This is a genomic window from Rhodococcus erythropolis NBRC 15567 (assembly GCF_001552595.1).
Classification (GTDB): Bacteria; Actinomycetota; Actinomycetes; order Mycobacteriales; family Mycobacteriaceae; genus Rhodococcus_F; species Rhodococcus_F erythropolis.
The window spans coordinates 59,837-85,910 of the sequence record NZ_BCRM01000026.1; the positions used below are offsets into that span (position 1 = coordinate 59,837).

Sequence of the window (26,074 nt, forward strand, 5' to 3'; positions counted from 1 at the left end):
TAAAGGCGCACAGCAAGGGGTTTAGCCCTTCCTCAAGATGTACCGCTGAACCTTGCCGCTCGGGGTCTTGGGAAGGTTCGGAACAAAGTGCACTGTGCGTGGGTACGCGTGCGCTGCAAACTTCTTCTTCACCAGGGTTTGCAGTTCCTTCTCGAGTTCGTCGTCACCGTCGACACCTTCGCGAAGTACGACGAACGCTTCGAGGACCTCACCGCGCAACTCGTCGGGCATGCCCACCACTGCCGCCTCGATGACGTGCTCGTGCATGACCAGCACGCTCTCGACGTCGAAGGGACCGATGCGGTAGCCCGCCATGATGATGACGTCGTCGTCGCGCGAGGAGAAGAAGAAGAATCCGTCCTCGTCCGTCATTCCGGCGTCACCGGTGATGTACCAGCGACCGTCTTCGCTGAATCGCTGCTTCGTCTTCTCCGGCGCATCGACGTATCCGGTGAACCACATCAACGGGCTGTTGTGAGTATCGATCGCCACGCGTCCCTGAGTGCGAGCCGGTGCGATGTCATCCGAATTGTCCTCCAGCACAGCGGCAGACCAGCCCGGCAACGGACGACCCATGGATCCTGGACGGACGTCCTCGCGGAGTCCGTCGGCCCAGGCGTTGACGATGAACATGCCGTGCTCGGTCTGGCCGTAGTGATCACGAACCTCGACGCCCAACGAGTTCTTCGACCACGCAACAACATCCGGAGTCAAGGGCTCACCGGCCGAGGACGCGCGGCGAAGCGAGATGCCTTCCGGAACGGGTGCCTTGTCGGCACGCAGACTGCGGTACACGGTCGGAGCAGCGGCAAAATTGGTGACACCGAACTTCTCGATGATCTGCCACGTCAGCGGCGCGGAGAATCCGGCGTGCAGCAGAATGCTTCGCGTGCCGGCGGCAAGCGGACCGAGCAACGCGTAGTACAGCCCGTACGCCCAGCCCGGGTCTGCGGCGTTCCAGAACACGTCGTCGCCGCGGACGTCGAGGCCGAACTCCTGGTAGGCGTGGAACGACGCGAGCGCGCGCACCGGAACCGGCACGCCCTTGGGTGTCCCCGTGGTGCCACTGGTGAACAACTGCACCATCGGTGCGTTGCCGCCGACTGCCTGAGCAGCGCCCTTCGGGTCTTCGGCATCCTGAGCTGCGACAAGTGCGTCGAAGTCCAACTCGTCGCCGGCCGCGCCGCCCGCGACGATGACCTGCCACGCTGCGTCGGCGGGGATGTCCTCGCCCGGCGCGAGCTTGTCGAGCTGATTGGCGTCGGAAACGACCACCTTCGCGCCACTGGCCGTCAAGCGGAAAGCGATGGCCGGCGAAGCGAACGCCGTGAACAAGGGCACGTGGACCGCGCCCCGGCGCCAGATTCCGAGGAGCGCGACCACGAGGTCCGCAGACTTGCCCATCAAGGTCGCGACGTTGTCACCCGGCTCGACTCCGAGGCCGGCCAGAGCTGCCGCGAAACGCGCGGACTGCTCACGTAGATGACCGTAAGTGAGGTCCACCGAGCTAAGGTCTGCCTCGACGACGGTGAATGCAACGCCATCCGCGGGATGCCGATCGCAGAGCAATTCTGCGGCGCTGGCATGCGGGGTGTCGTACTGGTCCAGCAGCTCGCGCACCCGTGCGGTGGGATCGGTGCTCATCAACTTGCTCCTTATCGATCGTCGTATGGTTGGCCCGACCGGTTACGTTGGCGGCTCGTCATACGTACTGTTCACCCCCTATGATCTAGCTCACAAGAGAACTTCACTACCCCCAGAAAGGGGTACCTGCGTGAATCGACATGCTTCGTCACTTCTGCGTCCCCGCGACGGGGACGCTATGCGAGGTGAACTCCGAACAATTGCAGCTCAGGGCGTTGTTCCCGTGCTGTTCGGAGGCGAGGTCCAGGACGGAACCCTGCACCTGAGCGAATTCGTCGGCACCCGCACCAACAATCTCAAGGGCTTGGCCATCCCGCCGCGCTCGGGCATGGGCGGACGCGTCGTCGCCCAGGGTTCACCGATCACCGTCAACGATTACGGCAATTCGCAGTCCATCACTCATCACTTCGACCGGCCTGTTCTGAGCGAGGGCCTGCATTCGATCATCGCCGTTCCGGTCATGGTGTCCGGCAAATCGCGCGCTGTCCTCTACGCCGCGATCCGTGATTCCGCTCCCCTCGGCGATCGCACAGCAGACGTCATGGTCAGCGCATCCCGGCGCCTCGGGATGGAGTTCGCCATCCGCGACGAGGTCGATCGTCGCCTGCAACTACTTCAGGCCGCCGCCGCGACCACCGCCGACGGTATGTCTTCGGAAGAGATCCGCGGAGTCCACGCCGAACTACGCAGTGTCGCCCAGACCGTGACCGACACCGACTTGCAGACCAAACTCCGCGGACTTTCCCAGCGTTTGGCCAACCTGCTGCGGCCTACCGCCGACGCCGAATCCGCCGTCGCACTCACCCCACGTGAAGTGGATGTTCTCTCGCAAGTCGCACTCGGCTGCACCAACATCGAAGCCGGCCAAAGGCTTTCCCTTCGACCTGAAACAGTCAAGAGCTATCTGCGAAGCGCGATGGGAAAGCTGGACGCGAGCTCACGCCACGAAGCCGTGGTGACCGCCCGCAGGTTGGGACTGCTCCCCTGACGGGTCAGTAGCCCTCCGGCAGAGCGGTGAGCATGTCGCGGGTGACTGCGACGGCGTTGTCCGAACTTCCGCCCCGCACAACCAGAGTGGCGAAGGCCAGGTTGCCGCGATAGCCGACGAACCACGCATGCGATCCCCCGTCGACCTCGGCTTCACCGGTCTTGCCGTACACCTCACCCTGATCTTCGACGCGTTCTGCAGTACCGCTCGTGACCACGAGTCGCATCATGCCGCGCAGACCGTCGACCATGGCCGGCGTGATCGCCGGGCGCTCACCGTCGATGGTGGTTTCGCGCCCCGAAATAAGTTGCGGCACCGGAGTCGAACCGTTCGCGACCGTCGCAGCTGCCATCGCCATTCCGAACGGACTGACCACGACCTTGCCCTGACCGAACCCGTCTTCCGTCCGCTGGACCAGGTCCGACGCCGGCGGCACCGAACCGGAATCGATCGGCAATCCCACCACGTTGTAGTCCTGGCCGATGCCGAACTGCGCTGCGGCAGTGGTCAACGTGTCTGCCTGCATCTCGCTGGCCAACTTGGCGAAGGACGTGTTGCACGAACGCGCGAAGGCCGTTGCCATCGGCACCGTGCCGAGTGCGAACTCGTTGTAGTTGGGCACGCTGCGCTCGCCGATCTCGATTCGGCCCGGGCATGGCACCATCGTGTCGGGGGTCGCCTGACCGGTCGAAATTGCCGCACCTGCCGTGATGATCTTGAAGGTCGAACCAGGCGGGTACTGACCCATCGTCGCGACCGGCCCGTCGCGGTCAGCTGCCTTGTTCTGCGCGACGGCCAGGATCGCGCCACTCGACGGTTCGATCACCACCATCATCGCCTGATCCTTGTTCACGTTCACCGCGCGCTGAGCAGCGATCTGGATGTTGCGGTCCAGACTGATACTGAACGACGGAACCGGTTGTGGCGCAGTCTCGGTCAACACGTCGGTGTCGACGCCGTTCTGGTTGACCGTGACGACACTCCAGCCGGCTTTGCCGTCGACCTCGTCGATGATCGTCTTCTTGATCTGCCCGAGAAGGTCAGGCGCGAACTCCGGGTCGGTCGACACGAGATCCGATTCGTCCGATACCGATACTCCCGATATCGCACCCAACTGCGCCGAAACTTGGTCGTAGTCATCACTGCGCAGCCGCGTCACCAGATAGTCACCCTTGACGGCCGTCGAGGATTCGGCGATCGACTGACCGGTCAGCGACGCATCGAACCGCCCGAGAACACTTGCGAGACTGTTCGCGGAACCTATGATGTCGTTGCTCTTGGAGCGATCGAACTTCACTCGGTAGACGATTCCCGGCACCAGGACGTCGGTCCCCGAATGCTCGTTGACCCGCGCTCGCGGCGCCGCGGTTGCCCGCAACGACATCGTCTGCTTGTCACCGAGGCGCGGATGAACGTCCGTCGAACTCCAACGGACGGACCAGTCGCCGTCCTTGCGTCCCATCTGCAGCTCGCCGTCGTACGTCCAGACGCGGTCTTTCGGCAGGTGCCACTCGTAGGTGTAGCCGACCGTCGCAGTGTCACCGTTCATCTTCACCGACGTGGTCTCGGCAGTCATCGACTCCGCCTGAAGCGCATCCCAGGTGTCACTCAATACAGGACCCGCGGAATCAGGCCGGTCCGTCATTTTTGCTGCCTCGTCGATGTCCCTGTCACCGAACGCACTCAGGAACTGCTGCGCGACGGGCTCGGGGCCGGCGGGTTTCGGAGTACACGAACTGATCCCCACCGCCAAAAAGATCACGGTGCAGGAGGCCAACAGTTGGGCCGAGCGACTACGAGAGAAATGCCGAGTGTTCATCGAGCCCCATAGTAGGGCGACAAATGCTCCACCCAGCGTAGGCGCGACCATTGCACGCAGCTTGGACGCTCAGTCGAGCAGCACCGTCGAGAAGGTCGCGACCTGCCGGAACCCCACCCGCGAATAGGTCGACCGCGCAATCGTATTGAAGCTGTTGACGTACAGGCTCGCAATGCGACCGGTCGCCATGATCGACTCCGCTACAGCCGCTGTACCGGTCACGCCGAAGCCCTGCCCACGAAATTCCGGGTTGACCCACACGCCCTGAATCTGACCACAGCGAGCAGACATCGAACCGACCTCCGCCTTGAAGACGACCTGGCCGTCCTCGATATGCGCCCACGCTCGACCAGCGGCGATCAGGCTTGCCACACGATGTCGATATCCGCGCCCACCGTCGTTTGCACGCGGATCGACGCCAACCTCTTCGATGAACATCGCGATCGCGGCAGGCAGATAGATCTCGAGTTCGTCCGAGCGAACCTGCCGGACCAGTGGATCCGACGGGCATGCCAGCGGCTCGGATACCGCGAGCAACGGCTGTTCGGGGCGAACCTCCCGCGCAGTTCCCCAATCGAGCTCGAGCATCTCCCACAGCGGCAACGCCAATTCGGCGCGGCCGACCACCGACGAGCACATGCGCGGAATCCGACAGGCGCGGTCAGCGAATGCCCGAATGTCATCCGGATCGCCTCGAAGTGGAACCAGATTTGCCCCGGCAAAGCACAGCGAGGACAACGGCCCGCCTCGACTCCACAGCTCGCCGTGAATCATTCGTGGGTCGACGCCGCATTCTTCGACGCGCGCGGCAATCATGCAGGCGGCCACCGGATCGGCGTCGAGTACCCGTCGGACGTCTTCGAGATCTCGACTTCCGACCTGCTTGGCTCCGAGGAGTTTGAGCATCCGTCAACCCCCTCGACTCGACTGCGCGTCCACGAATATCACTACCCGATCATGATGCACTCAGATTGCCACGAACCTGACACCGACGGGGAAGATTCATCCGGCAATCACTCAACTCACGGTGACGACCGGCGCACCCTCCGAAGCATCACCCTCCATGCTTTCGGCAATTTTCATCGCTTCTTCGATCAAAGTCTCGACGATCTGCGCCTCGGGCACCGTCTTGATGACCTTGCCCTTGACGAAGATCTGGCCCTTGCCGTTGCCGGACGCCACACCGAGGTCAGCCTCACGTGCTTCACCCGGTCCGTTCACGACGCAACCCATGACTGCCACGCGCAGCGGGATCTCCATCCCTTCGAGGCCGGCAGAGACCTCGTCGGCAAGTGTGTAGACATCGACCTGTGCACGGCCACACGAGGGGCAAGAGACGATCTCGAGCTTGCGGGGACGCAGGTTCAGAGACTGCAGAATCTGGTTACCGACCTTGATTTCCTCGGCCGGCGGGGCCGAGAGCGAAACCCGGATCGTGTCGCCGATACCCTCCGCGAGCAGCGCACCGAAGGCGACCGCGGACTTGATCGTGCCCTGAAACGCCGGCCCTGCCTCCGTGACGCCGAGGTGCAACGGGTAATCGCATTTGGCGGCGAGTTGGCGGTAAGCCTCGACCATGATCACCGGATCGTTGTGCTTGACGGAGATCTTGATGTCACCGAAGCCGTGCTCTTCGAACAACCCGGCCTCCCACAGCGCGGACTCGACCAACGCTTCGGGCGTCGCCTTGCCGTACTTCTCCATCAACCGAGGATCGAGCGATCCCGCGTTGACACCGATACGGATCGGAATGCCTGCATCACCGGCAGCCTTGGCTACCTCTTTGACACGGCCGTCGAATTCCTTGATGTTGCCCGGATTGACGCGCACCGCAGCGCATCCCGCATCGATTGCCGCGAAGATGTAGCGCGGCTGGAAGTGGATGTCGGCGATAACCGGGATCTGGCTCTTCTTCGCAATGATCGACAACGCGTCCGCGTCTTCCTGACGTGGGCAGGCGACACGGACGATGTCGCAACCGGACGCGGTCAGTTCCGCGATCTGCTGGAGCGTTGCATTGACATCGTGCGTCTTCGTGGTGCACATGGACTGCACCGAGATGGGGAAATCGCTGCCCACACCTACCGTGCCGACCTGCAGCTGCCGTGTCTTGCGTCGAGGAGCAAGAATCGCTGCGGGTGCCGAGGGCATTCCCAGTCCGATAGGGATGGTCACGTCTGTGCCTTCTTTCATAGCTTCACTGCAAGTTTAGCCGGGCGATCGCCGCACTACCGCGCGGCAACCGTCGCCATGCTCACACGGTCAGAAGATCTTGATCGGATTGACGATGTCAGCCGTGAGTGTCAGCAACATGAACGCGCCACCGATCACGATGAATACGTAAGTAATCGGAAGGAGTCTCGTGTAGTCGACCGGGCCGCCGGGAATCAAGCCGCGGCGAGCGCGGAACCAATCGCGGATCTTCTCGTAGAAGACCACCGCGATGTGACCGCCGTCGAGCGGCAACAGCGGCAGGATGTTGAACACGCCGAGGAAGAAGTTGATCGACGCGAGCAGTCCGACGAACATCGGCCACTCGGCTCGATCAGCGGCCTCGCCACCGATCACGCTGGCGCCGACCACGCTGATAGGTGTGTCCAGCGCCCGCTCGCCGCCCGTGATCGACTCCCACAGAGCCCCCACCTTCGACGGAATGTCAGCCAACGCCTTCACCGAGTCGACCATGATCTGTCCGGTGTAGTCGAAGGCTGCCGGAACAGCAGAGAGCGCGTTGTACTCGATCAGATTGCTGACACCCTCGATTCCGACAGCGCCTACCTTTGCCAGTTCCGGCGTTGTGCTGCCCTCTTTGGCTACGTAACGCTCCACCGGCGATACGTCGACCGGAACTTGAACAGTCTCGTCGCCGCGCTCGACTGTGAGCGTGACTGTCCCGGACTTGTCGCGGATCGCCGCGGAAACCTTGGCGAAAGTGTCCGTCGGTTGACCGTCCACCGCGACGATCCGATCGCCGGCAGCAATTCCGGCTGCCTCCGCCGGGCCGGTACCGGTGCAATCCGCGAGTTTCCACCCCTGATCCTGACCGAGTTGCGTCGGAGCAACACACGTCACGCCCTTGACAACAGGCGGTGCCGGCTCCGAACTAGTTCGACCCCAACCGAGGAGCAATGCGTAAATCAGGAGGAACCCGAGAATGAAGTTCATCGCGATACCGCCGGACATGACGACGACACGCTTCCACGCCGCCTTCTTGTACATCGCATGCGGCTCTTCTTCGGGCGTCATCTCGTCGAGAGCCGTCATACCGGCGATGTCGCAGAATCCACCGAGCGGCAGCGCCTTGAGGCCGTACTCGGTCTCACCTCGACGGAACGAGAAGATCTTCGGTCCGAAGCCGATGTAGTAGCGGCGAACCTTCATTCCCAAAGCCTTGGCCGTCCACATGTGGCCGGCTTCGTGCAGGGCGATGGACACGCCGATGCCGAGGGCAAACAGCACTACGCCCAGTGCAAAAACCATGAAAGCTCTAGCCCTCCTGCTTCACGAGCTGACGCGCTCGTGTGCGTGCCCAGCCGTCCGCGGCCAGAACGTCGTCCACGGTAGCCGGTTCCGCGGACCATTGACCTGCATCGTCGAGAACAGCGGCCACCGTGCGGACGATCGCCGGGAAGGAAATGACACCGTCGAGGAATGCCTGAGCCGCCACTTCGTTGGCCGCGTTGTAGATCGCGGTGAAGCAACCGCCGGATTTGCCCGCGCTTCGCGCCAGATCGACGGCGGGGAACACCGACGAATCGAGCGGCTCGAATTCCCAGGTGGAGGCGGTGGTGAAGTCGCATGCCGACGCAGCACCTTCGATGCGGTCCGGCCAGCCTAGAGCGAGAGCGATCGGGAGCTTCATGTCCGGCGGGCTTGCCTGCGCCAGCGTCGACCCGTCGAAGAAGGTGACCATGGAATGCACGATCGACTGCGGGTGCACGGTGACGTCGATGCGGTCGTAGTCGATCCCGAACAGCAGGTTCGTCTCGATCAGCTCGAGGCCCTTGTTGACCAGAGTTGCCGAATTGAGTGTGTTCATGGGCCCCATCGACCAGGTGGGGTGCGCTTTTGCCTGAGCTGGATTCACACTTTCGAGATCCTCGGCGCTCCAGCCACGGAACGGTCCACCCGAAGCGGTGAGAACCAACCGAGCCACTTCGTCGCCTGTTCCACCACGTAGACACTGGGCAAGCGCCGAATGCTCCGAGTCGACCGGCACGATCTGACCGGGTGCGGCGGCTTTGGTCACCAGCGCTCCGCCGGCGACAAGCGATTCCTTGTTCGCCAGCGCCAGGCGCGCTCCCGAGTTCAGCGCCGCCAGAGTCGGTTCGAGTCCCAACGAACCGACGAGTGCATTGAGGACAACATCGGCACCGCTGTCCCGAACCAGTTCCGTCACGGCGCTCGGTCCCGAACGGGCGGTTACCGATTCCAGCGCCGATGCCGCTGCAGGATCGGCGACGGCGACGTCCGTGACGCCGGTTGCACGAATCTGTTCGCCCAACAACTCGACGTTGTTGCCGCCCGCTGCGAGACCGACTACTTCGAAACGATCGGGGTTGGCTGCGATGACCTCCAGCGCTTGGGTACCGATCGAACCGGTACTGCCGAGGAGGAGGACGCGGGTACGTGTGGTTTCCTGCACTCGCCCATTGTTCCTGATAACACCTGAGAACAACCTTATCGACGCCCAACTACGTACGACAGGCAGTCGTATGTCACCATATTGGGCAGTAGTGCAACCGAATGAGCAGGAGGATCGACCGTGGCCGATACCCAGTTGGACGTCAAGTCCAGCGCCCCCGTCGTGGTCTCGCACGTCGATGAGGCCGAGGTCCCCTCTGCCGCATGGGGGTGGAGTGGTGAAGGACTCAAGTTTTTCCGTTTCCTCGGATGGTTCTTCGCGATATTCCTGCTTCTGATGATGATCGGAAACCATCACGGCAAGGTCGAGGATCTGTGGCTCATCGGCACCGCCGGATTGATGATCTTCGTTCTGGTCCGCGACATCGTCATCCGTCGCCGCCCGCGCTAGAGACCTGACAAAGCGAAGGCCTCCACGAACGAAAGTTCGTGGAGGCCTTCGCTTTATGTGTTTTTCAGGCCTGGAGGGTTTCAGTTCTCGGCTGCCAGCTGGCCACAGGCTGCGGCGATTTCCTGACCGCGCGTATCGCGCACGGTGCACGAGACGCCCTGGGCGATGACCCGACGCACGAACTCACGCTCGACGTCCTTGGGGCTCGCGTCCCACTCGCTACCCGGAGTCGGGTTGAGCGGAATCAGGTTGACGTGCACCAACCCGCCGAGTGCTTTCTTCAGCTTCTTGCCCAGCATGTCCGCGCGCCACGGCTGATCGTTGACGTTCTTGATCATCGCGTACTCGATGGACACACGCCGACCGGTCTTGTCTGCGTAGTACCGGGCGGCCTGAAGTACCTCCGACACCGACCAGCGATTGTTGACCGGCACAAGTGTGTCGCGCAGTTCGTCGTCCGGTGTGTGCAGCGATACCGCCAGCGTGACGCTCAGGCCTTCGTCAGCGAGCTTGCGGATAGCGGGAGCGAGGCCGACGGTCGAGACCGTCACGGACCGCTGAGACAGGCCGAGCCCGTCGGGTGCGGGCGAAGTGATGCGTCGTACCGCTGCCACCACGCGCTTGTAGTTCGCCAAAGGCTCGCCCATACCCATGAACACGACGTTCGAGAGGCGTCCGGGTCCGCCGGCAACATCACCGTCGCGCATTGCGGCCGCTGCCTCGCGAACCTGATCGACGATCTCGGCGGTCGAAAGGTTGCGGTCGAGGCCGCCCTGACCCGTCGCACAGAACGGGCAGGCCATTCCGCAGCCTGCCTGACTCGAGATACAGAGCGTCGCCCGATCGGGATAGCGCATCAGGACGCTTTCGAGCAGCGTTCCGTCATGCGCCTTCCACAGGGTCTTGCGAGTGTCGCCCGAATCGCACGCGAGGTGCTTGATCGGGGTCAACAAGGTCGGGAACAGCGACTCCCCCACCTTCTCGCGTACCGATGCGGGGAGATCGGTCATCTTCTCGGGATCGGCTTCGAGCCGCGCGTAGTACTGACGCGCGAGCTGATCGGCCCGGAAAGCCGGAAGGCCGAGCTCTTTCACCGCTTCTTTGCGCTCGGCGGAATCGAGATCGGCGAGGTGCCGTGGAGGCATTCCGCGCTTGGGTGCAGTGAAAACGAGGGGAAGAGAGGCAGCCATAGTTACACCATTGTCCCATTGTTTTGGGGTGCTACCCCACTGCCACCCGATTGTGGCCGGATTACCCGTGCAACTTTGCGCAGGTTGCGTGATGATCATGTCATGTCAACCACACCAGAGGATCCGTCGAACTCCCCCGTGTACGGCCCCGCCGACGGTTTCGGTCCCGATCCGGAACTTCCGAAGGTGGGCGAGGACAAGGCAGTGGAAAAACACGATCCGGAACCGACACCGACGCCTGAACCGGAGCCGACCGGAACGTCGGTCACCGACCGAACCAGGGCTGCGACGACGTGGGTTGGCCTGGTCATAGGCGCAATTGTGCTGATCATGCTGCTGGTGTTCATCTTGCAGAACCTCGAGAGCGTCTCCGTCAAGATCCTCGCCTGGCAGATCGACTTTCCGCTCGGAATCACGATCCTGCTCTCCGCGATCGCGGGCGCATTGATCATGGCGTTGGCAGGCGGGGTTCGCATCATTCAGATCCGGCGCGCAGCGAAGCGGCAGATGTGACTGAAATCTAGTTACGCAATTGGGTCGATCGATGGGCCAGCAGGCATCATTGATGTCGTGGAAATCACCGGAAAGGCCCTGATGTGACTACTCACATGGAGAGACCTGTGACCTCGCGAATTGCCCCACAGCAGGCAAGATCCTGGCTCCTCGTCCCCGCGTCCAAACCGGACACCTTCGACGCCGCACTCGCGAGTGCGGCCGACGCCGTCATTCTCGACCTCGAGGATGCCGTCACCGCACCCAACAAACCGGCGGCCCGCCGCGACGTCACCGCATTCCTGAGCGAACACAATCACGCCTGGGTTCGGATCAACGATGCCACGACACCGTTCTGGGAAGAGGATCTGGCCGCACTCGCGGGCCTCCCCGGACTCGAGGGTGTCATGCTCGCAAAGACCGAAAGCGGTCAGCAGGCCGACGCCACGGCCGAGCGACTTCCCGAAGGCACCAAGATTCTTGCTCTCGTCGAATCCGCGGTAGGACTCGAGGCTGCGCCCGAGATCGCACGCACAGACGGCATCTTCCGTCTCGCATTCGGCAGCGGCGACTTCCGGCGCGACACTGGGATGGACGACTCCCCCACGTCGATGTCGTACCCGCGTTCGCGGCTCACCATCGCCAGCCGCGCGGCACGCATCGCTCCGCCGATCGACGGTCCCACGCTCGGCCCCGATCTGGATCTGCTCGCCCGAGACTGTGCGATCACCTTGTCACTCGGTATGGCCGGCAAACTCTGCATGACCACCGCGCAGACTGCCCCCGTCAACGCGGGACTGAGTCCATCCGTGGCCGACGCGATCTGGGCTCAGAATGTCATCGACGATCTCGGCGAAGACGGCTCACGCGTGCGCGATGGCAGCGACCTGCCCAAGCTCGCCAAGGCGAAGAAGATTCACAAGCTCGCCACCCTGTTCCACATCCCCACCGATCACTGATTTTTTTACTACTGAATCGGTGCAGAAAACGTCAGGCGCTCAAGTCGGAGCGCCTGACGTTCGTCTTTTGAGCCCGCTTTCACGCAAGTTCGAGTGATCGTGGTTTGGACCGAACATGGATCCGGTATCGCACCGTGAAGCCCAATCCCGTTACTTGCGAGAACGCACGCTCGGCAGTCTTCTCGGTGAACTCGATTCCGAGTACCCGCCGCAAGTCGTCTCGATTCTCGAACTCCCACCGGGCGTCGACACGCGTGAGCGAGAACCCTTGAGCCTCGAAGAATCCTTCGACCGCCGCGGGATCGTATTTGGGCAGATCCGCCCTCATCCACTCTCCGTACGGGCCGGCGCTCACATCGAGATCCACGATCAGCAGGGCTCCCCCGGGCCTCAGGATGCGCATGGCTTCACGAATTCCCGGGCCGCAGCCTTTGCCGAAAAAGTACGCCGTACGGGCATGAACGAGATCGACTGAAGCATCCACCAGACTCGTGGACTCTGCTGAACCCTGGACTACGTCGATCGACGCCGAATCGCGGGTTCGTTCCCGCGCGGCCTTCACCAGCGGCGCGTGCGGCTCCACTCCGACAACACGACGGGCAGTACGAGCGAACTCCGGTAGATGGAACCCCGCCCCACAGCCGACGTCGACGACGTCGCGTCCAGACCAGTCGACCTGGGCTCGCATCGCGGCCCAGATGGAACCGTCGACGTCCTGCGCGCGGTTCTCGATTTCGTACACGTCCGGCCAATGCCAGATGTTCGGGCTGGGGATCGGCTTGGAACGGCCGGAGAAGAAATCACGCACGCGAAATCAGACGAGTGCGTACAGAATCAGCCAGGTGACAAATGCCGACGGCAGGAGTGAATCCAGGCGATCCATGATTCCGCCGTGGCCGGGAAGCAGGGTTCCCATGTCCTTGATGCCGAGTTCACGCTTGATCTGCGATTCGATCAGGTCTCCGACCGTCGCGACTACCACCAGGACGACACCGAGCAGGACGCCGATCATCGAGTTCGCGTCGAGGATCAACGTCACCGAAAGCAGGCTGCCGATGACGCAGAAAATGAGAGAGCCGACAAATCCTTCCCAGGACTTCTTCGGGCTCACAGCCGGCACCATCGGGTGCTTCCCGAACAGCACTCCGGCCGCGTAACCGCCGATGTCGGAGCACACGACACCGATCATCAGGACGAAAACGCGACCCGGGCCGTCGTCTTCGAGCACCATCAACGCACCGAATGACGCCAACAGCGGGATCCACGCCAGAACGAACACCGTGATGGAGGTGTCTCTCAGGAAGTTCTTCGGGGTCGCCTTGAGCCCGTGGTCGAACAACCGCCACACCATGCACACCAGGACGGTCGCGGTGAATCCGCTGAGCACCCCGACCGGTCCCCACGGCCAGCCGAGCCAGATCGTGGCTTGCCCTCCGACGAGAAGGGGAATTCGCGGCACCTCGATGTCGGCTTCACGAAGCCGCGTGGTGACCTCCCACGTCGCGATGAACATCGCGATCGCGACGACAGCGATCCATCCCGGGGGCAGGAAGATCAAAGTGCCGATGACCAAGGCTCCGAGACCAGCTCCGACGCCGATGGCGGCAGGTAGGTTCCTGCCCGCCTTCGACTTCGGCGGTTGCGCGCCCTCAGCGCCGCCCGTAGGCCCGTCCGTGACGGGACCACCGGCGGTTCCCTCTTGTGCGTGCACCCAAACTCCCTGATCTACTCCCGACGACAAACACTGCAAATGAGGAGGCTATACCTCCATCAACTCTGCTTCCTTGTGCTTGACGAGTTCCTCGACCGTGTGCACGTACTTCGCCGTGGTCTTGTCGAGTTCTTTCTCTGCGCGACCGACCTCGTCCTCGCCGGCTTCACCGTCCTTCTGGATCCGGCCGAGTTCGTCCATCGCCTTGCGGCGGATGTTGCGCAGCGTGACCTTCGAGTCCTCGCCCTTGGACTTGGCCTGCTTCACCAGTTCACGACGACGCTCTTCAGTGAGCTGCGGAACCGAGATGCGGATGATGCTGCCGTCGTTGGACGGGTTCACACCGAGATCCGAGTTGCGGATCGCCGTCTCGATCGCGTTGAGCTGCGAAGCCTCGTACGGCTTGACGATGACCATGCGGGCCTCGGGGACGTTGATGCTCGCGAGCTGCGTGATCGGCGTGATCGAACCGTAGTAGTCGATCACGATGCGCGAGAACATACCGGGGTTCGCGCGTCCGGTGCGAACCGAGCCGAGATCGTCCTTGGCTACCGTGACAGCCTTTTCCATCTTCTCTTCTGCCTCGAAGAGCGCTTCATCGATCACGGCTGTTCCTCCATGTTGTTCTGCATCATTTTTTGGGTGTCACTCACGACTTGATCAGGGTGCCGATCTTCTCACCGGACACCGCGCGAGCGATGTTTCCTTCGGTGAGGAGGTTGAACACCATCATCGGCATCGAGTTGTCCATGCACAGGCTGAACGCCGTCGCGTCCGCGACCTTGAGTTCACGTTCGATGACCTCGCGGTGCGTGATCTGTTCGTACATCGTCGCGTCCGGGTCGATACGCGGGTCGGCCGAGTAGACGCCGTCGACGGCCTTGGCCATCAGCACTACCTCGGCACCGATCTCCAGCGCGCGCTGCGCAGCAGTGGTGTCGGTGGAGAAGTAGGGCATACCCATCCCGGCACCGAAGATGACTACGCGCCCCTTCTCGAGGTGCCTACGTGCGCGAAGCGGAAGGTACGGCTCGGCGACCTGTCCCATGGTGATTGCCGTCTGCACTCGAGAATCGACGCCGGCCTTCTCCAGGAAATCCTGCAGAGCGAGGCAGTTCATGACGGTGCCGAGCATGCCCATGTAGTCGGAGCGCGCGCGATCGAGGCCACGCTGCTGCAGTTCCGCTCCGCGGAAGAAGTTTCCGCCGCCGATGACCACTGCAACCTGCACGCCCGATCGAACGACCTCTGCGATCTGCTCAGCCACCTTGGTGACCACGTCGGGATCGAGACCGACTTTGCCGCCTCCGAACATTTCGCCGCCGAGTTTGAGCAGGACCCGCTTGAATCCTGGACGTTCGTTGGCTGGTTCGGACATTGTTCTCCTCAGTTCGATACAAGACCTTGTAGGTCCTTCATTCTTCTTCTGCCGCCGAATCGGACACCGCGACATAGGAAAGCCCCCGGGACTCGTCCCGAAGCACTCTTATCCTGCCTCATCGGAGGCCCCAGGTACACGTAGACCCCGCCGGTAGAGCAAATGCTCTTCAGGCGGGGTCCATGTGTACGGGCTCCGAATTAAGCGGAGGCGCCGACCTCGAAACGCACGAAGCGCTTGATGGTCACGCCTGCCTCGTCGAGGATCGCCTTGACGGTCTTCTTGGAGTCCGTGACCGAAGACTGCTCGGTCAGAACGACGTCCTTGAAGAAACCGTTGACGCGGCCTTCGATGATCTTCGGCAGAGCCTGCTCGGGCTTGCCTTCTGCGCGGGCGGTCTCCTCGGCGATGTGACGCTCGGAAGCGACGATTTCAGCGGGAACCTCGTCACGCGTGACGTACTTTGCCTTGAGTGCTGCGACCTGCATTGCAGCGCCGCGAGCGGCCTCAGCAGCAGCATCGCCTTCGCCGGTGTACTCGATGAGAACGCCGACAGCGGGCGGCAAGTCGGAGCTGCGCTTGTGCAGGTAAACGGCAACGGGGCCGTCGAAGGAAGCGACGCGGCTCAGTTCGAGCTTCTCGCCGATCTTCGCGGACTGCTCGGCAATGACGGTGTCGATGGTCTTGCCGTCGAGCTCGAGCGCCTTGAGAGCGTCGAGGTCCGCAGGCTTGCCAGCAGCAGCGACGGTCACGATCTCGTCGGCCAGCTTGATGAACTCGTCGTTCTTGGCGACGAAGTCGGTCTCGCAGTTGATCTCGATCATGACGCCGTCCTTGGCGACGACGAGACCCTCAGCGGTGGTGCGCTCTGCGCGCTTTCCGACATCCTTCGCGCCCTTGATGCGCAGCTGCTCGACGGCCTTGTCGAAATCGCCGTCTGCATCTGCGAGTGCGTTCTTACATGCCATCATTCCGGAGCCGGTGAGCTCACGGAGCCGCTTGACGTCAGCGGCGGTGTAGTTCGCCATGATTAGCGAGCCTCCTCATGTGTCTGTTTCGGACCTAGGACTAACGGTGAAGCACGGCCTAGCGGTGAAGCACGGCCTGACGGTGGTGCTCGGGCCTAACGGTGAAACGGCCCTGACCAAAAGAACTCTTGGTCAGGGCCGGTTTCAACGAATCAGGCCTCGGTGGCCGGTGCCTCTGCGGCGGGGGCTGCCTCAGCCTCTGCAGCCGGAGCTGCCTCAGCCTCTGCAGCCGGAGCTGCCTGCGAGAGCAGTTCCTGCTCCCACTCGGCGAGGGGCTCGCCTGCGCCGGCTTCGGGCTTCGCGTCCTTGTCGGCGCTCAGTCCTGCACGTGCCTGCACACCTTCGGCAACCGCGGAAGCGACAACCTTGGTCAGCAGTGCTGCGGAACGGATGGCGTCGTCGTTGCCCGGGATCGGGTAGTCGACGAGGTCGGGGTCGCAGTTGGTGTCCAGGATCGCGATGACCGGGATGTTCAGCTTGCGAGCCTCGGCAACTGCCAGGTGCTCCTTGTTGGTGTCGACGATCCACACCGCGGAAGGAACCTTGGCCATGTCGCGGATACCACCGAGGGTGCGATCCAGCTTGGTCATCTCACGCGTGAGCATGAGGATTTCCTTCTTGGTGCGACCTTCGAATCCACCGGTCTGCTCCATTGCCTCGAGCTCCTTGAGGCGAAGCAGACGCTTGTGAACGGTGGTGAAGTTGGTGAGCATGCCGCCGAGCCAACGCTGGTTGACGTAGGGCATTCCGACGCGAGTCGCTTCGGAAGCGATGGACTCCTGCGCCTGCTTCTTGGTGCCGACGAAGAGGACGGTGCCGCCGTGGGCAACGGTCTCCTTGACGAACTCGTACGCCTTGTCGATGTACGTCAGCGTCTGCTGGAGGTCGATGATGTAGATGCCGTTGCGGTCGGTCAAGATGAATCGCTTCATCTTCGGGTTCCAGCGACGGGTCTGATGTCCGAAGTGGGTTCCACTATCGAGCATCTGCTTCATGGTTACGACAGCCATGGCTGTGTACCTCAAACTTTCAATCCGGTTGATGCAGGCGATCGGGTGATCCCTGCCCTGGCACCCGCACGGCCGTCGGACCTGTTTCGTGAGAACCAGGACCAGCCGAGGCCGGAAAACGTGCGCGGGCGCGCGAAGTCGGACTGTGCGAGCACAGACCGCTCGACAAGTGTACGTCCTTGTCCGCGGATGCCATAACCACCCTGTAAGCAACAGACCGAACCGGCGGTTGTGGATCGGCGATCATCTTGTGGATTACCCGTCTGATCTGCATTGAAGTGCGTGCGACTCCACGCAAGATCAAGGAATGACGATGTTGCTCGGAGCTCGACGAGGAGTGGTCGTTGCCGTGATCTCCTGCTGTGTCGCCGTAGGCACGGCGTCGGCAGACACGCGTTTCGACTGGCCGCTCGCTCCCCGGCCGCACGTGGAACGCGCTTTCGACAAACCGGCCAAGAATTGGCTGCCGGGTCATCGCGGGGTCGATCTCGGCGGCAGTGCCGGCCAATCCGTCCTCGCGGCCGGCGACGGCATTGTGGTGTTCGCGGGAGTGGTCGCCGGAAAGCCGACGGTGTCGATAGATCATTCCGGCGGCCTACGCACGACCTACGAACCCGTCGTGGCAGTCGTTCGCGCAGGTCAACGCGTCGCCGCCAGGGCCGTGATCGGAACCCTCGAAACCGGGCACGAAGGGTGTGCTGTCGAAGCATGTCTGCACTGGGGCTTGCGCCGTGGACGCGAGTATCTCGATCCACTCGGACTCGTTCGGACGCAACCGCTCAGGCTCAAGCCATTGAAAGGAGGCTGACCGGTCGCAGAAATCGGTCGCAGAATCAGTGCCACTCGGAAACGGCGTGCCGACCCACAGCGTCCGCGAAGTCGTCGGCCACCATCGCTGCCAGTTCCATGAACGCTCGTCTGGTGGCCGGTCGCATCAACTCGAGGTCCATCACCGACCCCTCCGCGAGATGCTCGTCGAAAGGAATGACCTCGACGGCGCGGCATCGACGCATGAAATAGTCCACCAAAGCGTCCATGTCGATCACGCTCGACCCTGGTCGGGCGGCGCTGATGACGACGACGGTCCGTTCGACCAGATGGCCGTATCCGTGCAACTGAAGCCAATCGAGCGTTGCCGCTGCGCTGCGCGCTCCGTCGATTGCCGGCGAACTGACGAGAACCAACGAATTGGCAAGATCGAGAACGCCGTTCATCGCCGAGTGCATGATCCCGGTACCGCAATCAGTGAGGATGATGTTGTAGTAGACCTGCAAGATGTCGATGACCTGGCGATAGTCCGCCTCGCTGAATGCCTCCGAAATCGCCGGATCCTGCTCACTCGCCAGGACCTCGAGACGACTCGACGACTGGGATGTGTGCACTCGAACGTCCGAATAGCTCTTTATGTCCGGTCTAGCAGCAATCAGATCGCGCACCGTCGAATTGGTCTGCAGCGGAACACGTTGCGCCAAAGTTCCGAAATCGGGATTGGCGTCAACCGCCACGACGCAGTCACCACGAAGCGAAGCAAATGTCGCACCGAGTCCGACCGTGACCGTCGTCTTGCCCACGCCCCCTTTGAGCGAGAGCAAAGCGACTCGGTAGTCGTTACGGATCGGCTGCTCGATTCGGGCGGCCAGTGCACGGTTGCGCTGTTCGTTGGTCGAATCCCCCAGATTGACCACACCTCCGGTCGCACGATGCAATCCCCTACGCCATCCGCCACGCGGCGTCCGTTTAGGGCGTTTCAGTAAAGCTTCGGCAACCAGATCCTGGTTTGTCACCTGCTGTTGGCTCGACGGTGGCGGTGGCGTGGTCCAGACCTCTTGCAGTCGTGCCACAGGCTCCGGCGTCGGCGCCGGCTCGGGAGCCGGTTGCGGCGCTTCGGACAGCCAGGCCGGTTGGCCGCTGTTCGGCAGGTGCTTCACATCTTGGCGGTTCACGAATCCCCCGGATTTCGCATGTCATCGAGTGTCTCGACACGACGATCGAACTTGCCGATTGTTCACTCTTCTGAGCTGCGACGCTACCAAATACCGGCCGAGAACTCGCGTCGCTTCACAATCTAGGCGCGTGGATGGGCCTGATCGTGGACCGATCGAAGGCGTTCGACCGACACGTGCGTGTACAGCTGAGTGGTCGCCAAACTCGCATGCCCGAGGAGTTCTTGGACCACACGAAGGTCTGCACCACCCTCCAGCAAATGTGTCGCAGCCGAGTGCCGAAGCCCGTGCGGACCCATGTCGGGAGCCCCTGGAATTGCAGCCATGGTTTCGTGGACCACCGAACGCGCCTGACGCTGATCGAGCCGGCCGCCTCGAACTCCGAGGAGCAATGCTCGCCCGGACCTGTCCGAACTCAGCGCGGGTCGTCCGTGCTCCAGCCACCCGTTCAGTGCCGATTCTGCAGGCAGGCCGTATGGCACCGATCGCTCCTTGTTCCCCTTGCCGAGGACACGAAGCAAACGTCGATCAGCATCGACGGACTCGACGTCCAGTCCACACAACTCGCCGACGCGAATTCCGGTGGAGTACAACAATTCCACGATGAGTCGGTCTCGCAGGGCGAGCGGCTCTTGTTGCTGCGCACCGCTTTCCGCTGCATCCATTGCGTCGAGGGCCTGGCTCTGACGCAGCACCGTCGGCAGCGTGCGACGAGCAGGTGGAGCCGCCAGGCGCGTGCCCGGGTCGACGGAAATACGTCCGGTCTGCGCGAGCCACGCAGTGAAACCACGCGCCGAAGAAGCCCGTCGAGCTACCGTCGTACGGGCTGTTCCTACGGCATTCTGGGCGGCCAACCACGAACGCATGACACTTAGGTCGAGGCGGTCGAGATCTGCATTCTCCGAACCCGCGGAGAAATGGGTCAGCAATGCCCGCGCGTCACCGACGTAGGCGCGGATCGTGTGTTCCGACCGGCCTCGGCTCAGTCGGAGGTGCTCGGCATACGCATCGAGGTGAACGCTCAAGCTCGCCGGCAATGCGTCAGTCATGAACACACGCTCGCTCGCCGCGATTGAAACTGCAAGCTCCCTCGCCGATAGGGTTGATCGGTGAATCGAGCAATTCCTCTGAAGATGTTGTGTGTACTGGCACTGATTTCCGCAATCGCTCCACTGTCCATCGACATGTACCTGCCCGGCCTACCTTTGATGGCGGATGCACTCGACACTACTGCGGCCAGCGTTCAGCTCACGCTGACCACCTTCATGGCAGGCCTCGGAATCGGCCAGCTGATCATCGGTCCGATCTCCGACGGACTTGGCAGGCGACGAATACTGCTGGCCGCGACAATCGTCACGGCACTGAGCGGCGCGGCATGCGCTGTGGCGCCGAACATCGAGTTTCTCATCGGTGCACGACTCGTCCAAGGCTTGAGTGGAGGCGCTGCCATCGTTCTCGCCCGCGCTTGTATTGCCGACCGAGCGCGTGGCGACGACGCAGCGAAGCTCTTCAGCATCATGATGATCATCGGCGGTATCGCTCCCGTGGTCGCGCCACTGATCGGCGGCGCACTTCTCGGCCCCGTCGGATGGCGCGGAATCTTCTGGGTCCTGGCTGTCGCGGGCGCCGTGATGGTGGCTGGTGTCGTTTTGCTCGTTCCCGAGACACTTCCACCCGAGCGACGCCATGGCGGTGGTTTGAAGGCCCTGATCTCGAATCTGCAGTACGTGGTCCGAAACCGGCACTACCTCGGATATGCGCTCGCATTCGTCTTCGGATTCGGCGCCTTGTTCGCGTACATCTCCGCGTCACCGTTCGTCGTTCAGAATGTTCTCGGGCTGAGTCCGTCACAATTCTCGATCGTGTTCGCAGTGAACGCCACCGGAATGGTCACGGCAGCGATGATCACCACTCGCCTGCTCGGTCGCGTCGGAGCTCGCACGCTGCTGCGTTTCGGGGTGTGCCTGCTCCTCATTGGCGGCGCCGTATTGTTCTGTACCAGCGTGGTTTTCAGTTCCACGAATACATGGCTGATCTTGGTCCCGCTGTTCGTGGCGATTTCGAGCATCGGGTTCATCATGGGCAATGCAACCGCTCTCGCCCAAGGAGAGGTCACCAACGCGGCCGGAACTGGTTCAGCCCTGATGGGAGCGGGCCAGTTCGGCTTGGCAGCGCTGGTTTCGCCGTTGGTGGGAATTGCGGGAGAAGACACTGCCGTGCCGATGGCAATCGCAATTCCCACCTTCGGAGTTCTTGCGGCCGTTGCGCTCGTGTTGCTGACTCGCGGCAAGGCCGCCGCGAGTTAGATTTCGGCCGCGGCGAGTTCGGACTTCCAGACCCGGAAGCCTTCTTCGGTGCGACCACGACGCCAATAGCCGGAAATAGAAGCAGCCGCCGCCGGGACATTTCGTTCCTTGCGAATGTACGGCCGGAGGTTGTGCATGACGGCTTGTGCTTCACCGTGAATGAACACGTGCGGTTCGCCCGGTAACCATTCGAGTGCCTTGACCGCGGCGACAACCGGAGCGTTGTCGCCAGCTAATTCTTCGCCGACCGCATCGGACGATGCTCCGCGATGCAGCCAGGTCACGGCAATACCTTCCGGGGCATCGAGCGCGATTTCGTCTTCCGGCCCCCCGACTTCGACGACGGCGTAGCCGACCGCATCCGGCGCCAATCTCGCTATCGAAGCAGTAATAGCAGGTATTGCGGTCTCGTCTCCGACGAAGAGATACCAATCAGCGGATGGTGACGGCGAAAACGCGCCACCCGGTCCACGCAGGGTAATCTCAGCGCCCGGCTGAACGGACGCGGCCCACGGACCTGCAACTCCCATGTCGCCGTGGACGACAAAATCGATTGCAATCTCTTTGGCATCAAGATCGTACGAACGAATCGTGTAGGTGCGCAGTATCGGCTGATCAGGAGTGCCGAATTCGATCTTTACATAGGAATCGCTGTATTCGCTGGGAGTGAAGGACTCGAAGCCCGGTCCCCCGAGAAACACTCGCACCATATGGGGAGTCAATTGTTCGGTCCGCAGAACCGTCAATGCAGTTGTCGGCTTGGCCACAGAAAGATCCTTCCAAAAGTTAGTGTTACCTAACTAAGGTACACGACAATTGCAGCGCATGGACAAAATGCCTCCCCCGGCACATCCGCCCCGCGCGCGACAGACCACGGTGCGCAACGAAATAAACCGACCACTCTGCCGGGTAAATTCGTCGGTGGCAGCCAAATTTCCGAATCAGAACTCGTGCATGATCAGGCAGCACATCGCTATCGGAGAAATTCAGCAAAGCAATAGTAAAATACGCCTCTGGCCCCCGGCGAGGTTCGCCAGGGGCCAGAGGAGGTATTAATTCAACCTAGTGTGCAGCGTCGAAAGCGTCGATGATTTCCGCTTTGATACGCCCGCGCGGAGCAACTTCGTAACCGTTCTTACCCGCCCAATCACGAATGGCCTGGAGCGTCTCCTTGGAGCGGCCAGAACCCGACGTGGCCTGCGGAGATGCAGCCTGCGCCTTCTTGCCACGCTTCCCGCTCACCTTCGCCGCCGCCTCGACGAACGGCTTCACCGCAGCGTCGAACTTCTCTGCATTGGTGGCGCGCAGATCGATCACGTAATCCGTTCCCTGGTAAGAGAACTCAATTCGATCACCGAATCCATCGTCAATCGGCTTGCCGTCAAGGTCGTCGATGAGTTGCCGAATCAGCTTCTCAGCCATTGCACTCCTCTTTCAATGATCGATTCAATTCTCCTTCACAATACACAGATAGAGCGTTGATGAACAAAAGAAGTCCGGAAACCTGTGCCATTTCCGAACAGACTCAATGGTCCGAATTAGCAGCGGGTTAACGACGCACCAATCAATACCCGCACTCAGGGGATCCAGACTAATCAGACTTCAAAGCACATTGACCTGAGACTTTCCTGAGGCCCGTTAAATTCACGGCCAGGTCTGCAAAGCTGGGTCGAGAATAACGCTGCACACAGGCCGATCGAGTTCACGAAAAGCAGTCCTGACGTGCAATTACCAGCATCGCGAGGGTATTCGAGTTTCGTTCTCGCCGGAACGGTTAGTGGGCATCGCCACCCGCCCACCCGACGAGCACAATCAAGTTCACGCGCTACCGCGTCCGAAACCATCCACTCGAATCAGAACTCGCAAACCCCTCGAGTTCGAGCAGAGGAAGAGTTGCACGAACCTGCGTTATGAGCAATCCCGATTCCTCGGACAGCTCACGCGTACTACGTGAACCTGTTCCCGGCAATGCTTCGTATACCAATCGAGAATTGCCCCGCAATGCGTCGATGTCACGTGTAGCGGCTGCATCCTCCGCGGAATCCCCGACACCAAATGGACCTGACGCTTCGACTACATCCACGGCATTGGAAACGAGTTGCGCTTCACCTTCGCGGATCATCCGGTGACATCCGGTCGACGATGCCGAAGTAACCGGCCCGGGCACCGCCATTACCGGGCGGCCCAATTTCCGGGCCCAATTGGCGGTATTGCGTGCACCACTGCGCCAACCCGCCTCGACCACCACTACTCCGTCCGACAACGCAGCTACCAGTCGATTCCTCGCCAGAAACCGGAACTTTGCAGGTGTTGTGCCCGGTGGATATTCACTTATCACTGCACCCGAACTCGCTATCTGTTTGAGTAGTCGCGCATGCCCTGACGGATACGCTCGATCGACCCCACAGGCCAAGACAGCCAGTGTGTTTCCACCTACGCCCAATGCAGCGCGGTGCGCGGCCCCGTCGATACCGAAGGCCGCCCCGGAAATCACGGTCCATCCGTCGACAGCGAGGTCACCGGCAATCTCTGCCGTCACGTGTTCGCCGTACGCAGTAGACGCCCGCGTACCGACAATCCCAACCGATCTCTCGGTCAGATCAACCAAATCCCCGGACCCCAACACCCACAACACAAATGGCGCCGTCTCACCCCCGGAGGCATCGAGTCCGTCGAAGGAAAGCATTCGCCACGCCGGCCAATCGGCGCAGTTCGGTGTTACGAGTCTGCCACCCATTGCCTCCATCAGGTCGAGGTCTCGTTGGGCTGTGTCGATGTGAGCGCGGGCTCGCGTCTTCTCCTCGATTGCGGGTGGCAGCTCGCCGTTGCGGACCGCCCTCGCAGTTTCTTCGACCCCGAGCTCGTCGATCAACATGGACATATACGCGCTTGGGCCCTGCACGACGCGGGACAGATATGCCCAAGCGAGTAGTCGCGGATCGTGTGCAGTCATTGGAATCCCCTGTCTCGGAAGTCGAGTGCGGTGACAACTTGGTCTGGTCCGGGCATCGCCTCACCTGCCAGATCGGCGACACTCCAGGCAACCCGCAACGCTCGGTCCGCCCCACGAGCAGTGATGACACCTTTGCGCAGCGCCCGTTCCACCGGCGCCAGCGCCGCACGCGGGTCAAGTCCAAATGTGTGGTGTGTGAGGACGGGCACTGCGCGATCTCCTCGTTCAGGCTGTCAGTGCAGCAGAGGTAGTCGAGTTCATCTCCTCATCAATTGTGTTGTCGTCACCGGTTTCCGAGGTAACGAGACTTACTCGGGAGCGAGCCAAGACGTCCAGTCCGAGGTATCGACGGCCTTCGGTCCACTCGTCGTGTTGCTCGGCGAGCACCGCTCCGACGAGCCGGATCAGGGAGGTACGGTCAGGGAAAATGCCGACGACATCGGTCCGCCGACGGATCTCCTTGTTGAGTCGTTCCTGTGGATTGTTAGACCAGATCTGACGCCAGATCTCCTTCGGAAACCCGGTGAACGCAAGCAACTCGGCGCGGGCATCATCGAGATGCGCCGCCACCTTCGGAAGCTTGCCAGACACCGCATCGAGCATCCGATCATACTGTTCCTCAACACCTTTCCGGTCTGGTTGATCGTAAATCGAATGCAGCATCGTCTTCACCCACGGCCACTGCGTTTTCGGGGTGATCGACATGAGATTGACCGCGTAGTGGGTGCGGCAGCGTTGCCACGATGCACCAGGCAGTGTCGCCCCGATCGACGCCACAAGGCCGGCATGGGCATCGGAGGTCACCAACTTCACGCCGGTCAATCCGCGGGCGACCAGACCGCGGAAGAACGTCAACCAACCGGCTTTGTCCTCCCCGGACGAGACGTCGACACCCAAAATTTCTCGGTGCCCGTCGCGATTGATCCCGACCGCCAACAAGGCGTGCACGTTCATCACGCGCCCGTTCTCCCGAACTTTGAGCACCAATGCATCGGCGGCGACGAACGTGTACGGGCCTTGATCAAGTGGCCGAGTACGGAACGATTCGACGTGTTCGTCGAGGTCACGAGACATGATCGACACCTGCGACTTCGACAAGCTGTTGATGCCCAACGATTCGACGAGTTTCTCCATCCGCCGCGTCGACACCCCAAGCAGATAGCAGGTTGCCACGACAGAGGTCAGGGCACGCTCGGCGCGCTTGCGGCGCTCGAGCAGCCAATCAGGGAAATACGAGCCCTGACGCAACTTCGGGATCGGGATGTCGAGTGTTCCTGCACGAGTGTCGAAGTCGCGGTGCCGGTAACCGTTGCGCGAGTTGACGCGGTCGTCGGTACGTTCGCCGTATCCGGCACCGCACAGGCTGTCCGCTTCGGCGCCCATCAGCGCGGTGATGAACGTTCCGAGCATCGATCGGAGCAGGTCGGGGCTCGCTGCGGCGAGTTGGTCGGACAGAAACTTTTCGGGGTCGATAAAGTTGTGATCGGTCATCGCGTGTTCTCTCTTCAGGTCGAGTTGGTAGCTCTCTTGAAGAATCACGCGGTGGCCGTCCTCATCGGGGTAGCGACACGCCCACAGTTTCAGGACGAGTGGTCGTACACCACTCTGCTGGACTCAA

25 protein-coding genes and 1 pseudogene are annotated in these 26,074 nt (G+C 61.8%); 6 read left to right on the forward strand and 20 right to left on the reverse strand.

What is annotated here, in order from left to right:
- Window positions 1-21: 21 nt before the first annotated feature.
- The gene (locus RE4_RS25475; RefSeq protein ID WP_060939587.1) at window positions 22-1,644 is read right to left on the reverse strand and encodes an AMP-binding protein; all 1,623 of its coding nucleotides are present in this window, start codon (window positions 1,642-1,644) and stop codon (window positions 22-24) included.
- Between the two features lie 178 nt (window positions 1,645-1,822).
- Between RE4_RS25475 and RE4_RS25480 the strand changes: the two genes are divergently transcribed.
- Window positions 1,823-2,632, forward strand: coding sequence for a LuxR C-terminal-related transcriptional regulator (locus RE4_RS25480; protein WP_060939588.1), 810 nt, complete (start codon window positions 1,823-1,825; stop codon window positions 2,630-2,632).
- A gap of 4 nt (window positions 2,633-2,636) precedes the next feature.
- Here RE4_RS25480 and RE4_RS25485 read toward each other — a convergent pair whose 3' ends face one another.
- The 5 genes from RE4_RS25485 to dxr form a co-directional block, all read right to left on the reverse strand.
- Complete coding sequence (locus RE4_RS25485) at window positions 2,637-4,451, reverse strand: penicillin-binding transpeptidase domain-containing protein (protein WP_020907378.1); 1,815 nt, start codon at window positions 4,449-4,451, stop codon at window positions 2,637-2,639.
- Between the two features lie 69 nt (window positions 4,452-4,520).
- On the reverse strand, window positions 4,521-5,357 hold the full coding sequence (locus tag RE4_RS25490) for a GNAT family N-acetyltransferase (RefSeq protein ID WP_003942692.1): 837 nt from the start codon (window positions 5,355-5,357) through the stop codon (window positions 4,521-4,523).
- Between the two features lie 111 nt (window positions 5,358-5,468).
- Window positions 5,469-6,626, reverse strand: a complete 1,158-nt coding sequence (gene ispG / locus RE4_RS25495; protein ID WP_007734888.1) for a flavodoxin-dependent (E)-4-hydroxy-3-methylbut-2-enyl-diphosphate synthase — start codon at window positions 6,624-6,626, stop codon at window positions 5,469-5,471.
- An 87-nt stretch (window positions 6,627-6,713) separates the two neighbouring features.
- The gene (locus tag RE4_RS25500) at window positions 6,714-7,931 is read right to left on the reverse strand and encodes a M50 family metallopeptidase (protein WP_020907377.1); all 1,218 of its coding nucleotides are present in this window, start codon (window positions 7,929-7,931) and stop codon (window positions 6,714-6,716) included.
- 7 nt (window positions 7,932-7,938) lie between these two features.
- Complete coding sequence (gene dxr / locus RE4_RS25505; protein ID WP_060939589.1) at window positions 7,939-9,096, reverse strand: 1-deoxy-D-xylulose-5-phosphate reductoisomerase; 1,158 nt, start codon at window positions 9,094-9,096, stop codon at window positions 7,939-7,941.
- Window positions 9,097-9,216: 120 nt separating this feature from the next.
- Here dxr and RE4_RS25510 point away from each other — a divergent pair, with 120 nt between their 5' ends.
- On the forward strand, window positions 9,217-9,486 hold the full coding sequence (locus RE4_RS25510) for a DUF2631 domain-containing protein (protein WP_019747993.1): 270 nt from the start codon (window positions 9,217-9,219) through the stop codon (window positions 9,484-9,486).
- 80 nt (window positions 9,487-9,566) lie between these two features.
- Here the strand turns inward: RE4_RS25510 and rlmN are convergent, their stop codons facing one another.
- Complete coding sequence (gene rlmN / locus RE4_RS25515) at window positions 9,567-10,676, reverse strand: dual-specificity RNA methyltransferase RlmN (RefSeq protein ID WP_019747992.1); 1,110 nt, start codon at window positions 10,674-10,676, stop codon at window positions 9,567-9,569.
- A 102-nt stretch (window positions 10,677-10,778) separates the two neighbouring features.
- Between rlmN and RE4_RS25520 the strand changes: the two genes are divergently transcribed.
- Window positions 10,779-11,189, forward strand: a complete 411-nt coding sequence (locus tag RE4_RS25520; protein WP_174531790.1) for a LapA family protein — start codon at window positions 10,779-10,781, stop codon at window positions 11,187-11,189.
- A gap of 95 nt (window positions 11,190-11,284) precedes the next feature.
- Window positions 11,285-12,127, forward strand: a complete 843-nt coding sequence (locus RE4_RS25525; protein WP_060939591.1) for an HpcH/HpaI aldolase/citrate lyase family protein — start codon at window positions 11,285-11,287, stop codon at window positions 12,125-12,127.
- A 79-nt stretch (window positions 12,128-12,206) separates the two neighbouring features.
- Here RE4_RS25525 and RE4_RS25530 read toward each other — a convergent pair whose 3' ends face one another.
- From RE4_RS25530 to rpsB, 6 genes are all read right to left on the reverse strand, one after another.
- Entirely contained in the window at window positions 12,207-12,935 is a 729-nt protein-coding gene (locus RE4_RS25530) for a class I SAM-dependent methyltransferase (RefSeq protein WP_060939592.1), read from the reverse strand.
- Between the two features lie 6 nt (window positions 12,936-12,941).
- Window positions 12,942-13,838 carry a phosphatidate cytidylyltransferase gene (locus RE4_RS25535; RefSeq protein WP_003942673.1) on the reverse strand — a complete coding sequence of 299 codons (897 nt, stop codon included), beginning with the start codon at window positions 13,836-13,838 and terminating at the stop codon, window positions 12,942-12,944.
- 48 nt (window positions 13,839-13,886) lie between these two features.
- Window positions 13,887-14,444, reverse strand: a complete 558-nt coding sequence (gene frr, locus RE4_RS25540) for a ribosome recycling factor (RefSeq protein WP_003942777.1) — start codon at window positions 14,442-14,444, stop codon at window positions 13,887-13,889.
- Between the two features lie 43 nt (window positions 14,445-14,487).
- On the reverse strand, window positions 14,488-15,216 hold the full coding sequence (gene pyrH / locus RE4_RS25545; RefSeq protein WP_019747988.1) for a UMP kinase: 729 nt from the start codon (window positions 15,214-15,216) through the stop codon (window positions 14,488-14,490).
- A gap of 200 nt (window positions 15,217-15,416) precedes the next feature.
- The gene (gene tsf, locus RE4_RS25550) at window positions 15,417-16,244 is read right to left on the reverse strand and encodes a translation elongation factor Ts (protein WP_019747987.1); all 828 of its coding nucleotides are present in this window, start codon (window positions 16,242-16,244) and stop codon (window positions 15,417-15,419) included.
- A gap of 152 nt (window positions 16,245-16,396) precedes the next feature.
- Window positions 16,397-17,254, reverse strand: coding sequence for a 30S ribosomal protein S2 (rpsB, locus tag RE4_RS25555; RefSeq protein WP_003942709.1), 858 nt, complete (start codon window positions 17,252-17,254; stop codon window positions 16,397-16,399).
- 313 nt (window positions 17,255-17,567) lie between these two features.
- Between rpsB and RE4_RS25560 the strand changes: the two genes are divergently transcribed.
- Complete coding sequence (locus RE4_RS25560) at window positions 17,568-18,062, forward strand: M23 family metallopeptidase (protein WP_166655215.1); 495 nt, start codon at window positions 17,568-17,570, stop codon at window positions 18,060-18,062.
- Between the two features lie 25 nt (window positions 18,063-18,087).
- Here the strand turns inward: RE4_RS25560 and RE4_RS25565 are convergent, their stop codons facing one another.
- The gene (locus RE4_RS25565; protein ID WP_019747985.1) at window positions 18,088-19,197 is read right to left on the reverse strand and encodes a MinD/ParA family ATP-binding protein; all 1,110 of its coding nucleotides are present in this window, start codon (window positions 19,195-19,197) and stop codon (window positions 18,088-18,090) included.
- Between the two features lie 122 nt (window positions 19,198-19,319).
- Window positions 19,320-20,246, reverse strand: coding sequence for a tyrosine recombinase XerC (locus tag RE4_RS25570; RefSeq protein ID WP_031331262.1), 927 nt, complete (start codon window positions 20,244-20,246; stop codon window positions 19,320-19,322).
- Window positions 20,247-20,330: 84 nt separating this feature from the next.
- Here RE4_RS25570 and RE4_RS25575 point away from each other — a divergent pair, with 84 nt between their 5' ends.
- Window positions 20,331-21,503, forward strand: a complete 1,173-nt coding sequence (locus tag RE4_RS25575) for a multidrug effflux MFS transporter (RefSeq protein WP_060939594.1) — start codon at window positions 20,331-20,333, stop codon at window positions 21,501-21,503.
- On the opposite strand, the gene RE4_RS25580 is transcribed toward RE4_RS25575, so the two are convergent.
- The 5 genes and pseudogenes from RE4_RS25580 to RE4_RS25600 form a co-directional block, all read right to left on the reverse strand.
- A complete protein-coding gene (locus RE4_RS25580; protein ID WP_060939595.1) occupies window positions 21,500-22,270 on the reverse strand; it encodes a siderophore-interacting protein in 771 nt (256 codons plus the stop codon). The genes RE4_RS25575 and RE4_RS25580 overlap by 4 nt on opposite strands.
- A 295-nt stretch (window positions 22,271-22,565) precedes the next feature.
- A complete protein-coding gene (locus tag RE4_RS25585; RefSeq protein WP_003942721.1) occupies window positions 22,566-22,925 on the reverse strand; it encodes a histone-like nucleoid-structuring protein Lsr2 in 360 nt (119 codons plus the stop codon).
- Between the two features lie 403 nt (window positions 22,926-23,328).
- On the reverse strand, window positions 23,329-24,456 hold the full coding sequence (dprA, locus tag RE4_RS25590; RefSeq protein WP_060939596.1) for a DNA-processing protein DprA: 1,128 nt from the start codon (window positions 24,454-24,456) through the stop codon (window positions 23,329-23,331).
- A pseudogene (locus tag RE4_RS25595) lies at window positions 24,453-24,626 on the reverse strand (magnesium chelatase subunit ChlI family protein); the annotation flags it as partial. The gene dprA and the pseudogene RE4_RS25595, both read right to left, overlap by 4 nt.
- A 55-nt stretch (window positions 24,627-24,681) precedes the next feature.
- Window positions 24,682-25,947, reverse strand: a complete 1,266-nt coding sequence (locus tag RE4_RS25600) for an IS256 family transposase (protein WP_024488126.1) — start codon at window positions 25,945-25,947, stop codon at window positions 24,682-24,684.
- Between the last annotated feature and the right edge of the window lie 127 nt (window positions 25,948-26,074).

Excerpts from the sequence above, each read along its gene's own strand:
- RE4_RS25475 (WP_060939587.1), bottom strand. The coding sequence starts at position 1,644 with ATGAGCACCGATCCCACCGCACGGGTGCGCGAGCTGCTGGACCAGTAC.
- tsf (WP_019747987.1), bottom strand. The coding sequence starts at position 16,244 with ATGGCGAACTACACCGCCGCTGACGTCAAGCGGCTCCGTGAGCTCACC.
- rlmN (WP_019747992.1), bottom strand. The coding sequence starts at position 10,676 with ATGGCTGCCTCTCTTCCCCTCGTTTTCACTGCACCCAAGCGCGGAATG.
- RE4_RS25600 (WP_024488126.1), bottom strand. The coding sequence starts at position 25,947 with ATGACCGATCACAACTTTATCGACCCCGAAAAGTTTCTGTCCGACCAA.
- RE4_RS25575 (WP_060939594.1), top strand. The coding sequence starts at position 20,331 with ATGTTGTGTGTACTGGCACTGATTTCCGCAATCGCTCCACTGTCCATC.
- RE4_RS25485 (WP_020907378.1), bottom strand. The coding sequence starts at position 4,451 with ATGAACACTCGGCATTTCTCTCGTAGTCGCTCGGCCCAACTGTTGGCC.
- RE4_RS25525 (WP_060939591.1), top strand. The coding sequence starts at position 11,285 with ATGGAGAGACCTGTGACCTCGCGAATTGCCCCACAGCAGGCAAGATCC.
- RE4_RS25520 (WP_174531790.1), top strand. The coding sequence starts at position 10,779 with ATGTCAACCACACCAGAGGATCCGTCGAACTCCCCCGTGTACGGCCCC.
- RE4_RS25480 (WP_060939588.1), top strand. The coding sequence starts at position 1,823 with ATGCGAGGTGAACTCCGAACAATTGCAGCTCAGGGCGTTGTTCCCGTG.
- dprA (WP_060939596.1), bottom strand. The coding sequence starts at position 24,456 with ATGACTGCACACGATCCGCGACTACTCGCTTGGGCATATCTGTCCCGC.
- RE4_RS25560 (WP_166655215.1), top strand. The coding sequence starts at position 17,568 with ATGTTGCTCGGAGCTCGACGAGGAGTGGTCGTTGCCGTGATCTCCTGC.
- RE4_RS25490 (WP_003942692.1), bottom strand. The coding sequence starts at position 5,357 with ATGCTCAAACTCCTCGGAGCCAAGCAGGTCGGAAGTCGAGATCTCGAA.
- pyrH (WP_019747988.1), bottom strand. The coding sequence starts at position 15,216 with ATGTCCGAACCAGCCAACGAACGTCCAGGATTCAAGCGGGTCCTGCTC.
- rpsB (WP_003942709.1), bottom strand. The coding sequence starts at position 17,254 with ATGGCTGTCGTAACCATGAAGCAGATGCTCGATAGTGGAACCCACTTC.
- RE4_RS25500 (WP_020907377.1), bottom strand. The coding sequence starts at position 7,931 with ATGGTTTTTGCACTGGGCGTAGTGCTGTTTGCCCTCGGCATCGGCGTG.
- RE4_RS25585 (WP_003942721.1), bottom strand. The coding sequence starts at position 22,925 with ATGGCTGAGAAGCTGATTCGGCAACTCATCGACGACCTTGACGGCAAG.
- RE4_RS25570 (WP_031331262.1), bottom strand. The coding sequence starts at position 20,246 with ATGACTGACGCATTGCCGGCGAGCTTGAGCGTTCACCTCGATGCGTAT.